This window comes from Paenibacillus terrae (assembly GCF_000943545.1).
GTDB classification, from domain to species: Bacteria; Bacillota; Bacilli; order Paenibacillales; family Paenibacillaceae; genus Paenibacillus; species Paenibacillus terrae_A.
Map to the genome: position 1 here is coordinate 96814 of NZ_JTHP01000010.1, position 10800 is coordinate 107613.

Here is a 10800-nt window from a genome sequence, read left to right on the forward strand (position 1 = left end):
AAAGCGGAAGATTGCCTAGGGCAATTCTCCCGCCTTCTGGAACCTGCCACTTACCGGTTTTGGACCAGACCGATGATCGTCACCATGAGCACCAGCAGTTGGATGAGTGTATCGTTGCTCATTCCAATCGCCTCCATCCCATATGAGATACTCCTTCGGCCGTTTCCCCTCTCCCCGGATCATGACGCTTGTTCCCCAATACATACCTATGCAGGCGGCGGGAAGCTTATGATCTGTAGTGAATGAAAATTCTCCATATTTATTTAAGGCTTGATCCAGGACCATTGCAAATCCATTTCCTGAATGCATTCGCGGTTATCGTGTTCATCATTGGCGACCAGCGGGGTCACCGGATAGATGCTCATATCGCCCTGTTCATACGTGCACAGCAACGGTAGCAACTCATCTATGTTCTTAATGGACGGGTCCAGCCATGAATCCATATTCGAGGATTCCAAAATGGCGGGCATACGGCCGTCAAATTCACGAATATCCGCATTGGCCTGCACCGTCATCATCGTACAGGTACGTAGCGGCTCCTTACGGCTATCCTGCCATACCTCATACAATCCCGCGACCGCAAACATTTTCTGTCCCGGCAACACCACCCGCACCGCACACATACGTTTACCAAGCTTTCGCCAATAATAAAAGCCGTTGCAAGGAATGACACAGCGCCGGGTTTCGGCCATTTTGCGGTAACTCGGATTCACTCGTACCGTATTCAAATCGGCGTTGACACAATCCTTGCCCCAGTAGGGGATAAATCCCCAGCGAAATTCATCTAGCACCCGTTCCCCCTCCTGATGCAGCACGATGGGAACATGCTGGGTAGGGCTCATATTGTAACGTGTTTTATAATAATACATCACCCGTTGTATGCCAAAATGATCCCTTACCTCGTCCAAATCAGCCGATAACGAAAACCTTTTGCACATATGCTATTCATCCTTCCGCCTTCTTTTTCATCTATTGTGCGGTTATACAAGGAAAAATATGCATATAACAAAAAGCGCACGGCAAGAACATATAGCAATATCCCCGCAGTTTTGAAGCTGCGGGGATCGATGCTAAGTTATATCGTTACTATTTCTTTTCTACTGCATGACCGCCAAATTCATTGCGCAGGGCGGCAACGACTTTCCCGTTGAACGTATCTGCATCCAGAGAACGGTAACGCATCAGCAGGGACAACGCAATAACCGGAGTAGCCGCCTGAATGTCCAATGCCTCCTCAACCGTCCATTTGCCTTCGCCGGAAGAGTGCATAACCCCGCGAATTTCATCCAGATTTGCATCCTTGGAAAATGCACGTTCGGTCAAGCCCATCAACCAGGAGCGAATAACGGAACCGTTGTTCCAAACGCGTGCCACTTGCTCATAATCGAAGTCAAAGCTGCTTTTCTCCAGCACTTCAAAGCCTTCGCCAATGGAGGCCATCATTCCATATTCCACACCGTTGTGAACCATTTTGAGAAAATGTCCGCTACCGGATTTACCTGCATACAGATAACCATTTTCCACCGCTGTATCGCGGAAAATAGGTTCAACAAACGCCCATGCTTCCGGATCGCCGCCGATCATGTAACAAGCGCCACTACGTGCACCTTCCATACCTCCGGAGGTTCCGGCATCCATGAAGCTGATACCGTATTCCTTCAGACGGGCATGACGAGCAATCGACTCTTTGTAATGAGAGTTACCACCTTCAATAATAATGTCCCCTTTGGACAAAATCGGTTGAAGCTGATCCAGCACAGAATCAACAATTTGATGGGGAACCATAATCCACAGTACTCTCGGGGATTGGGTCGCCTGCACAAGTTCTTCCAGTGTGGAAGCACCTGTAGCACCGTAATCCTTCATTTCTTGAATCGCTGCTGCATTGACGTCGTAAGCGACAACTTCATGCTGGTGATCGATCAAGTTTTTTCCGAGATTCAAGCCCATTTTTCCCAAACCGATTAATCCAACTTGCATTGTAAAGGCCTCCTGCCGTAGCAAAAATATATTCTCAACGTAGTGGTGTGTACATGTTTACGAACGAACAACCGCTTTTTCAGAACGTTCTGACTTTTGATCCAGCCACCATGTAAAGCCCTGTTCCTCCAACAATTGGTCAGAAGCCTCTGGACCGTAGGAGCCTGCGGCATAGGTATGAAGCGGAACTTCGCCGCGAGCAAAAGCTTCCAGCACTGGCTGTACCCACATCCATGAAAGCTCAACTTCATTCCAGTGAGCGAAATAGGTGGAGTCGCCGCGCAGCGCATCAAAGATGAGGCGCTCATAAGCTTCCGGTACATCCTTGGCCTCTGATGTGTAATTCATCAGCACCGTCTCCAGTTGACCATTATTCAGTGGGTCCTTACTGTTCAGACGCAGTGTTACCTTTTCATCCGGATTCACATGAATCGTAAGCAAGTTCGGCTCGGAGGGCTGTCCTTGAGCCGCATACGGGTCTGTGCTATCCTTTTTGAATTCCACGACGATACGTGTAGATTTTTCCTTCATGCGTTTGCCTGTGCGAATATAGAACGGCACACCTGACCATTGCTCATTGTCAATCCACAGACGAGCTGAAATGAAAGTATCATTTTGTGAGTCCGGTCCAATGTCCGGCTCTTCTTTATAGGAAGGAACTGTTTTTCCGTTAATCTCACCGTTCGTGTATTGGCCTCTCACCACGCTGGAAGCAATATCGGAAGGATCGAGCGCACGCAACGCCTCCATAACCTTGCTTTTTTCGTCACGCACCTGATCTGCCGTTACATGTCCCGGCTTATTCATAGCCGCCATCATCAGCACTTGCAGCATGTGATTCTGCACCATGTCCCGAATAGCTCCGGAGTGATCATAATATCCTGCGCGTTCCTCGACGCCTACAGTTTCGGAAGCGGTAATTTGCACATTGGCAATGTATTGATTGTTCCACACACCCTGAAGCAATGGATTAGCAAATTTCAAGGCTTCAAGGTTTTGCACCATCGGCTTACCCAGGTAATGGTCAATACGATAAATTTCATCCTCGGCAAACGTTCTGCTTAAGCGATCATTCAGCTCACGTGCCGATTCCAGATCATGTCCGAATGGTTTTTCGATAATGAGCCGTTTCCAGCCCTTCGTTTCCGCCAAACCACTTTCCCGGATGTTGAGGGCAATCACATCAAAAAATTCCGGTGCCACCGATAAGTAAAACATGCGGTTCCCCGGAATTCCCAAGTCATTTTCACGTTGCTCAGCAAGCTGTAACAGCTTTTTATAATCTTCAGGGTGATTGACATTCAATGCACTGTAGCGGAAAGCGCTCAGGAACTGATCCATTTGTGCACGGTCATTATTCACGTGTCTGGAAAAATCCTTAATGGATTGTTCTACGTTACTTTGAAACTGTTCGTCAGCCACTTCACGACGCCCCATACCAATTACAGAAAAGGAAGCCGGAATTTTACCTTCTACAAACAAATTATACAAGGCAGGGTAGATTTTACGTTTAGCCAAATCCCCTGTCGCTCCAAATAAGACAAAAGTCATTGAATCCATGAATTATTCCTTCTTCCCATTATAAAAGATGAGGTTATTAAAAGTTACCTGAGGAATTAACGTAACCTATAATACACCCAAAATAAGGGGCAAGTCAATCAAATTTTAGCGAAATCGTGAACATTCGATATTTCCTGTAATGATAACGTTTTCTGTGGTATGATTGACGCAAGGAATGAGGAAAAACTGTTAAAAATGTCACAGTTGACACAAACCAAGATAGTTACTATTGGTATACAGAGTTACTTTTAGTATACTGTTTAAAACAACCAATGAAATTGAGGGGATTCAGATGAGCGACGACAGGCAGCCTAAGCTTTTGTGCGGCAAGGTGGAACAGTCCTTTCAGATCATCAGCAAAAAATGGACCGCTCTCATCATCCATACTTTGATGGAACATCCCAAACGATTCAGTGAAATTCATGTTTCCATACCTGATCTTAGCAAACGTATGCTGAATGAACGTATTAAGGAGTTGGAGCATAGCGGCCTGATCCTTCGCAATGTCATTACAGAGCGGCCCGTGCGTACCGAGTATTCGCTGACACGCAAGGGTAAGGAGCTCGGTGATGCATTGAATGGCGTAGAGAGCTGGGCCGAAAGATGGCTCTAACCGCTAACAGGAGATCGTCATACACGGTCTTCTGTTATTGTGTTACCCTTTAGGAAGCGCAATACAGGGCTATAATACGAAAATAATGGTACACCTACCCGACAGCTTATGATTTTGGAAGGAACCAAGGAAGGATGAGACTGATGGCGTTTGGTATTAATCGACAGGAGCTTTCGGCCTGGAAAAGAGAGGTCAGTCGCGGCGAAATTGGTTTTCTGACGCATTACTGGCTGGATGACCGCTTTCCAGGTATTACAACCGTAACCAAGGTGGGTTGTTCCAATTTGGACAAGTTACGTTTATGGTGCAGCAATAATGGATTGGATCCCCAATATATTCACCAGCGTCAGCCCTATCCCCATTTTGACCTGATCGGCAACAAACAAACGGAAATTTTGCGCAAGTATGGCATGAACGAGCAATTGGAGCGCTTCGGCCTTCATCTTCACACAGGTATATGTCCACCGTTTTAAACTGCAGCTCTTAGAGCTGCGGTATTTTTGTTTTTATACCGGATAATACTTTGTGTATCCAGATTGCTGACATTGCTCCTTCTCCCATCGCGACAGTCGCTTGCTCGGCATGGGCCCCCAAATCTCCGGCTACCCATACATTCTCTACATTGGTCATTTTGCTGCGGGGGTGAGTCTCAATATGTTTGTTATCCAGCAAGTGCACGCCCAACTGCTCGGCCAGCTCTGAATGGACTTGGTTGCCTCCAAAGGCCAAAAAGCCCCGCTCCGCCCGAACAACCTCTCCATTAGCCAGTCGAACTCCTTCAAAATATCCCGGTTCCCCGATCATGATCCTGGAAATGGCTTCCTCCTTGTATCCTATTCCTTTCTCGCGCAGCTTCATCATCAGATCGTCCGGCACCTCTGCACGCTCATGGTTCACATAAACCAGGTGGTCAGTACGCGCGGATAATATCAGAGCCATGGAAGCTCCGGCTTTTCCCGCCCCCATCACGACCGTACTGCGATCCTGAACCTCGTATCCGTCACAGTCCGGGCAGATATACACGCTATTGCCTAAGCAGGCCAGAAGCCCCTCCAGCTTTGGAAAGCGGTCGGTCAGCCCCGTTGCCAGCAGTATCGTCTTTGAGGAATACACCGTTCCCTCTTCCACTTGAATGGCAAAAAGCTCATCCCTCTTGGCAGCTTTCACCGCCTTACCTTCAACAAATTCAGTGCCTAGCTTCGTGGCCTCACTACGTCCAAGCCGTCGCAGCTCCTCACCTGAAATCCCGTCAGGAAAGCCCAAAATATTATGATACTGATGGCACAACGTGGATCGACCATAGCCCGAATCTATCACCAGAACCCGATGGCTGCTGTATCTTCCCAATTGAATAGCTGCTTGCAGCCCGGCAATCCCTCCGCCAACAATAATGCAATCGAATGGCATATATTTTTCCTCCCTCATCAATAACACCTATGTAACCCTCTCATACAAATTTAAACGTAGCATCACCTGCTTTTGCCTGAATTAACCCCTGAATCATCCCGTTTACAAAAAAGTACATATCCAGAAGCTCACTACTTAAAAATCGAATGGCAAAAAGCACTGTGGGTATCCACAGTGCTTTGATCAGACAAGCATGAATCGTCGTTGCATCGTCTGGCTTATTTAAACGTTTTTACGCGTTCTTCAACAGGTTGGAATTCTTTTTCACCTGGTTGGAATGTCGGTTTACCAAATGGCAATTCAGCAATCAGTTTCCAATGCTCAGGAATGTTCCATTCATTTTTCACTTTTTCGTCGATCAAAGGATTGTAATGCTGAAGGGATGCGCCCAGTCCTTCTTGCTCCAAAGCTGTCCATACAACCAATTGCAGCATTCCGCTGGATTGATTAGACCAGATTGGGAAGTTGTCCGCATAAGCTTCAAATTGTTGTTGCAATCCAGCCACTACATTGTTGTCTTCAAAGAACAATACAGTACCATAGCCGCTACGGAAGCCGTTCATTTTCTCAGCAGTAGATTTAAATTGCTCTTCATTGCCTACAACTTCGCGCAAAATATTTTCTGTAATATTCCACAATTTGTCGTGATGCTCTCCGAGCAGTACAACTGCACGTGAAGTTTGGGAGTTGAAAGAGGTAGGTGTATATTTAACAGCTTCCTCTACAATCTCTTGAATCCGTTGGTCGGAAATTACTTGTTCTTTGCTAATACCGTAATAGGAGCGTCTTTCTTTCAGAGCTGTGAAGAAATCTTTAGCCATTTTTGTTACCTCCTGAGAAAAATTAATTACTTTTCGTAACTAAATATATATTGTATTTGTCTTAAAGTCAAGAGATTTCTTTTTAAATATTACCATTTCCTTGATTCATGATGCGCCGTTTGTCCTTTCCCCGCTTGTCCCTTTCTCTCATTCTGATGGTGCAGGTCATCGTCAAATGGGATCATTTTCGCTTCCCTCCCTATCGGATTGGTGTCCACAGTATACTTTTACCTTTCAGGTCAGGGATTAAACGCAAAAAAAAGAAAATCTCCGCAAAGATTTTCTCTACTCACGTTCTTGTTTATAGTTTGTTGTTGAATTATTATGAACTGGATTCCCCTGTACACTCATGAAAAAGATGTGGTTTCAGCTTCTCTCCTGCAACAAGCTTCTGTACCAGTTGTGTGCTCGCAGCAGGCGTCATCTGACCATACCAGTCTCCTTGAGGGTATACGATCACAACCGCAGCATCGTGACAACGGCCATTACAACGAGTTCTGGTCGTATGAATATAAGCTTCTGCGTTTTGTTCACGGATTTCATCCCGAATTGCTTGTGTAACTTCTTCACCTTCATGCCGCATACACGTGCCCCCATTACAGATCAACACATGATGCTTCATCGGTTCCAATTCAAAAATAGCCATAGCTTCCCCTTTTATCAACGGTTGTTGATTTATTCATGCTTATCTGGATAAAGAACAAGCTGTGCTTCCATCTGCCCGGCTTCAATCGTCAGCACGATAAATGAATATTCGTCCTCGCCGCGCTTGTCTGTCGGAGATCCGGGATTGAGGACAAGCAGGCCGTCCAACTTTTTGACAACCGGAATATGCGAATGTCCGTAAATCAGGCAATCCAGCGTTTCTCCCTTAAACGTATTCAGTGCGATACTCTCTGTCGAACCGCGCCAGCCGTGACCGTGGACCATGCCGATCCGTTTGCCCTCGACTTCAACGATTCTTTGATAGCCCAGACGCTCTACGATGTCTACTCCATCATTGTTTCCGGCAATCCCTTGCACAGGTGCAAATTCGGATAGCCTTTCATATACGAACCAATCCGTCCAGTCTCCGGCATGGAGAATGAGATCGCTGCCTTTGAGCTCCTGTACAAGCCGACCAGGAAGCGCTTTGCCTCGGTGCGGCATATGAGTATCTGAAAGTACGATGATTTTCATAGCAATTCTCCTTACCAGCGTCTTTACACGGATGAACTCTGCTGCCCAACCCGCTGCTGAAGCGCCTGCTCCAGATCTCGCAGCGTAACCGTCTCGAAAAACGCTTGTATTTTCTGCTCTGCTACGGTATATAATCCGTCCAGCAAAGCGTCGATGTTCTTGCCTACCTCGCAATTGTGATTGCTATCACTATGGATAGCGAACAGCGGACCGTCGTCTTTGGTCGCTTCATATATCATTTTAAGATTAATATTTGAACTGGACATGCTCAGACGAAAGCCCCGTGCTCCTGGTGAGGAATCAACCAGACCGGCTTGCTTGAGTCGGCTCATGATTCTTCTAACAACGACCGGATTCGTATTGATACTGGAAGCGACAAGTGTCGAAGTCATCCGCTCCGGCGCTCCTTCAGCCAGAAGAAGCAGACAATGGATACTAACGGAAAAATGGGTACTCATGTTAACCACCTTTATATGTGTGCCTCATTAATGTTTGTGTACATATGCATAGTTCCATCATACCACAATGAGAGGCACCGACACAGCGCTTACTGCACCTTACTCTGGAAAATAGTCATTTTCAGGGCGTACTCGCACCTTTAGCTGGCGGACGCTATACTCCAGTTGCTTAACGATGTCCTCCAGTTGGCGTCGGTCAAGTGCGTTATAATCGGCGGCAGGCTTGGGTGCGTTTTTCAAATCACGTATGGTTGCCTGCTGCTCCTGCCACTTGTCCATCAGATCGGCTATGTTCGCATAGAAGCGTTCATAATCCTTTATCACTTCATCCAGAAAGGCGTCCACCTCATCAGGATCATAGCCACGCATTTTATTTTTAAACTGTTTTTCATGAATGGAGAGCGCGTCCAGCTGAATCCCCAGTTGCTTAAACAACTGCTTTTGCTTTTCCAGACGACGCTTCATATGTTCATCCATCGGTTATTCCCTCCTTAACACACTATTCTTTTTATATCACATTCTAGGCTGGGAATAAAAGTCTCTGCTGATTGCCCAGTCCTGTGAGCGGGTATAGAAAAGTATAAAGAAGCGATTAATGCGCCACTAAATCCAACCTTCAGCCTATACTTAGAACACCTCAAGTGAATTTGATATTATTCTTCCATTCTCAATTCACTGTGTCATTATCTAGTTTTTACAAAGTCCCTAGACCAAAACATGAGCGATGCAGAGTACTCGATAGAAGGTGGAATCAACTATAGAGCACTCCCTTTCAAGCATTTCCTCGAATAATGTCGCTCAACAGAAACGCCCGCACCCGCTCAGATGGTACGGCAATGATAAGATTTTCTTAACATTACTCCAACGTGTCTCTAGTCCTGCACCAAAGCGAGCTTCAAGACATTGCTTTCTGTACGGAAGAACTGGTAGGGCATATAACCCAGTTATTGGATAATCTTGAGGCTGGAATCCTGGGATAACCCGTCCGCCTTTAAATAAGAACAGAACGCCTGCAAGGCTTCTCTTACCGATTCTACCACCGCGTCCGTTACCTCATACCCTTCCTCCCACCACCAATTCTTGATCCGCAGTGGCTCGGTCCCCCGATGCATATCCGGTTCAAATCGGGCGACAAGTTGATTTCCATAAAGAACAGGAAGAACATAGTACCCGTATTTTCGCATGGAGACTGGCCTGTATACTTCCCAGCTATATTCGAAATGAAAGAGATCTTTGATTAATTTCCGATCCCATAACAGATTGTCGAGCGGAGCAAGGAAATGGACCGTCTTGTTAAAATCCGATTTCATATGGTTGTAAAATGTAACATCCTCAGTTTTCATATAAAAAGTTTCCTTTATACCTGCCACCTTGACCTTGCTCAGTTCACCCTCTTCAAACAATTCGTGTAAAATTTTAGTTCTCAAAGGCTTATCCGAGACGAAATGGCCCAGCCAGCCTCCTCCGTTCCGATCCCAATAGGCTCCAATACCTCCAATCCTTCTCTTGAAATACCATTTATAAAAATCATGATCATTCTCGAACGGATCTATTTGGTCCAGAATTTCTTTGGGCAAAAGCTTCTCGGTTAAATCGTATATTTTCTGGGTGTTTTTTTTCTCTTTAACCGATAAAGTTCCTGCGTTCCACATGTAATCCATCGCTGCGCTGGACAGTTTGCCATGCCCCCATCGTCCATTCTTCGCATTTCCTAAATCCAACTTCAGAGGTGAGGCGGGACCGTGACTCTCTATAAACGCTTTGACCTCGTCCACATATTGAATAGCTTCCAGCGACTGTCGATATGCCAGTATTCCTTCCATCTCTCTCACCTTACTAGCCCTGAGTCTTTGGAAAAATGGCCAGTCTTCTACCGAATAGATCGACATCATTTTATCCCAGCCATCAATCAATTTTTGTTTGCCGTACAACAGATGTTCCAGTATCACAGGATCGTAATTGGTAAATCGGGATTGCAGCATAAGATCCGGATTACGGCCGACCATGTTAAGAGGATCATATTGGATACACCCTACTTTTTTGATAAAATCGACAATAACCACTTCGTCCGCCAGGGGCTTCAGTGACGTCAATCCTTGATAGGCGAGCAGATACGCTCGCATCTCTTCCTGGGATACTTGAATCTCCTCCATGACCTTTCCCTCCTTCTCTTCTTGTCTCTCATACTGATCGAGTCGCGACGGCGGCCCTAGAATACGGTACGTCCAATTAGCCTGCCACAGCCGCCAAATGTTATGTTAAAGATTACGTTGAACATATGTATTTGTTGAATAATTTACACTTACCTGTAGCCTATGTATTCGTTCATCTAAAAAAGCAGCTTGTCCCTGTGACAGGCTGCTTTTTTATGCTTTCTGAGGACTCGTTTATCCGGTTTATCCGATTTCTACCCGTTTCCGGCTGCGTGCTGACTCGATACAAGCGTCGATCACCTTCATATTGCTTACCGCGTCTTCGGGTTCATACGGCAACGGAGCACCATCAAGTACCGCTTTGGCAAAAGCATCCGCTTGCAGCTCAAAGGAATTGAAGCCTTTAAGTCGTTCCTCCCGTGTAACCGAACCGACATGAACGAAAATTTGCGGGACGACAGATGATCTTTCCCAGCCGAACATTTTAGGCATCGCAATCGTCCCTTTGCTACCTAGAATCTCCATATTGGAACGGTTCGCTGCCCACATGCCACAATCGAAGGTAAGGTTCACCCCGCCCGGAAATCCCAGCAGGCCGGATGCCATCATATCGACATTGTCATGCTCTG

The 10800-nt window shown here is 46.2% G+C and carries 14 protein-coding genes; 2 read left to right on the forward strand and 12 right to left on the reverse strand.

The window, feature by feature from the left end:
- Window positions 1-15 precede the first annotated feature (15 nt).
- The 4 genes from QD47_RS07760 to zwf form a co-directional block, all read right to left on the reverse strand.
- Window positions 16-285 (reverse strand): hypothetical protein, encoded by a 270-nt coding sequence (locus QD47_RS07760; protein ID WP_044645591.1) that lies wholly within the window; start codon window positions 283-285, stop codon window positions 16-18.
- The gene (locus tag QD47_RS07765) at window positions 264-938 is read right to left on the reverse strand and encodes an SOS response-associated peptidase (RefSeq protein WP_044645592.1); all 675 of its coding nucleotides are present in this window, start codon (window positions 936-938) and stop codon (window positions 264-266) included. Before QD47_RS07765 ends, QD47_RS07760 begins: the two co-directional genes overlap by 22 nt.
- A gap of 148 nt (window positions 939-1086) precedes the next feature.
- Window positions 1087-1980, reverse strand: coding sequence for a phosphogluconate dehydrogenase (NAD(+)-dependent, decarboxylating) (gene gnd, locus QD47_RS07770; RefSeq protein ID WP_044645593.1), 894 nt, complete (start codon window positions 1978-1980; stop codon window positions 1087-1089).
- A 57-nt stretch (window positions 1981-2037) separates the two neighbouring features.
- Window positions 2038-3540, reverse strand: a complete 1503-nt coding sequence (gene zwf, locus QD47_RS07775; protein WP_044645594.1) for a glucose-6-phosphate dehydrogenase — start codon at window positions 3538-3540, stop codon at window positions 2038-2040.
- Between the two features lie 292 nt (window positions 3541-3832).
- On the opposite strand from zwf, the gene QD47_RS07780 reads away from it, so the two are divergent.
- A complete protein-coding gene (locus tag QD47_RS07780) occupies window positions 3833-4153 on the forward strand; it encodes a winged helix-turn-helix transcriptional regulator (RefSeq protein WP_044645595.1) in 321 nt (106 codons plus the stop codon).
- Window positions 4154-4296: 143 nt separating this feature from the next.
- Window positions 4297-4626 (forward strand): hypothetical protein, encoded by a 330-nt coding sequence (locus tag QD47_RS07785; RefSeq protein ID WP_044645596.1) that lies wholly within the window; start codon window positions 4297-4299, stop codon window positions 4624-4626.
- 10 nt (window positions 4627-4636) lie between these two features.
- Here QD47_RS07785 and QD47_RS07790 read toward each other — a convergent pair whose 3' ends face one another.
- The 8 genes from QD47_RS07790 to QD47_RS07825 form a co-directional block, all read right to left on the reverse strand.
- The gene (locus QD47_RS07790) at window positions 4637-5560 is read right to left on the reverse strand and encodes an NAD(P)/FAD-dependent oxidoreductase (protein WP_044645597.1); all 924 of its coding nucleotides are present in this window, start codon (window positions 5558-5560) and stop codon (window positions 4637-4639) included.
- Window positions 5561-5778: 218 nt separating this feature from the next.
- Window positions 5779-6381 carry a nitroreductase family protein gene (locus QD47_RS07795; RefSeq protein WP_044645598.1) on the reverse strand — a complete coding sequence of 201 codons (603 nt, stop codon included), beginning with the start codon at window positions 6379-6381 and terminating at the stop codon, window positions 5779-5781.
- Between the two features lie 322 nt (window positions 6382-6703).
- A complete protein-coding gene (locus QD47_RS07800; protein WP_044645599.1) occupies window positions 6704-7027 on the reverse strand; it encodes a (2Fe-2S) ferredoxin domain-containing protein in 324 nt (107 codons plus the stop codon).
- 29 nt (window positions 7028-7056) lie between these two features.
- Complete coding sequence (locus QD47_RS07805) at window positions 7057-7560, reverse strand: metallophosphoesterase family protein (RefSeq protein WP_044645600.1); 504 nt, start codon at window positions 7558-7560, stop codon at window positions 7057-7059.
- A 23-nt stretch (window positions 7561-7583) separates the two neighbouring features.
- Window positions 7584-8018: an Rrf2 family transcriptional regulator gene (locus QD47_RS07810; protein WP_025685615.1), complete on the reverse strand. Its 435-nt coding sequence runs from the start codon at window positions 8016-8018 to the stop codon at window positions 7584-7586.
- A 99-nt stretch (window positions 8019-8117) separates the two neighbouring features.
- A complete protein-coding gene (locus tag QD47_RS07815; RefSeq protein WP_044645601.1) occupies window positions 8118-8495 on the reverse strand; it encodes a DivIVA domain-containing protein in 378 nt (125 codons plus the stop codon).
- A 467-nt stretch (window positions 8496-8962) separates the two neighbouring features.
- Window positions 8963-10171: a DNA glycosylase AlkZ-like family protein gene (locus QD47_RS07820; protein WP_044645602.1), complete on the reverse strand. Its 1209-nt coding sequence runs from the start codon at window positions 10169-10171 to the stop codon at window positions 8963-8965.
- A 243-nt stretch (window positions 10172-10414) separates the two neighbouring features.
- A partial coding sequence (locus tag QD47_RS07825; RefSeq protein ID WP_044645604.1) for a Gfo/Idh/MocA family oxidoreductase occupies window positions 10415-10800 on the reverse strand: 386 nt, incomplete at its 5' end.

Excerpts from the sequence above, each read along its gene's own strand:
- QD47_RS07760 (WP_044645591.1), bottom strand. The coding sequence starts at position 285 with ATGGTCCTGGATCAAGCCTTAAATAAATATGGAGAATTTTCATTCACT.
- QD47_RS07765 (WP_044645592.1), bottom strand. The coding sequence starts at position 938 with ATGTGCAAAAGGTTTTCGTTATCGGCTGATTTGGACGAGGTAAGGGAT.
- gnd (WP_044645593.1), bottom strand. The coding sequence starts at position 1,980 with ATGCAAGTTGGATTAATCGGTTTGGGAAAAATGGGCTTGAATCTCGGA.
- zwf (WP_044645594.1), bottom strand. The coding sequence starts at position 3,540 with ATGGATTCAATGACTTTTGTCTTATTTGGAGCGACAGGGGATTTGGCT.
- QD47_RS07780 (WP_044645595.1), top strand. The coding sequence starts at position 3,833 with ATGAGCGACGACAGGCAGCCTAAGCTTTTGTGCGGCAAGGTGGAACAG.
- QD47_RS07785 (WP_044645596.1), top strand. The coding sequence starts at position 4,297 with ATGGCGTTTGGTATTAATCGACAGGAGCTTTCGGCCTGGAAAAGAGAG.
- QD47_RS07790 (WP_044645597.1), bottom strand. The coding sequence starts at position 5,560 with ATGCCATTCGATTGCATTATTGTTGGCGGAGGGATTGCCGGGCTGCAA.
- QD47_RS07795 (WP_044645598.1), bottom strand. The coding sequence starts at position 6,381 with ATGGCTAAAGATTTCTTCACAGCTCTGAAAGAAAGACGCTCCTATTAC.
- QD47_RS07800 (WP_044645599.1), bottom strand. The coding sequence starts at position 7,027 with ATGGCTATTTTTGAATTGGAACCGATGAAGCATCATGTGTTGATCTGT.
- QD47_RS07805 (WP_044645600.1), bottom strand. The coding sequence starts at position 7,560 with ATGAAAATCATCGTACTTTCAGATACTCATATGCCGCACCGAGGCAAA.
- QD47_RS07810 (WP_025685615.1), bottom strand. The coding sequence starts at position 8,018 with ATGAGTACCCATTTTTCCGTTAGTATCCATTGTCTGCTTCTTCTGGCT.
- QD47_RS07815 (WP_044645601.1), bottom strand. The coding sequence starts at position 8,495 with ATGGATGAACATATGAAGCGTCGTCTGGAAAAGCAAAAGCAGTTGTTT.
- QD47_RS07820 (WP_044645602.1), bottom strand. The coding sequence starts at position 10,171 with ATGGAGGAGATTCAAGTATCCCAGGAAGAGATGCGAGCGTATCTGCTC.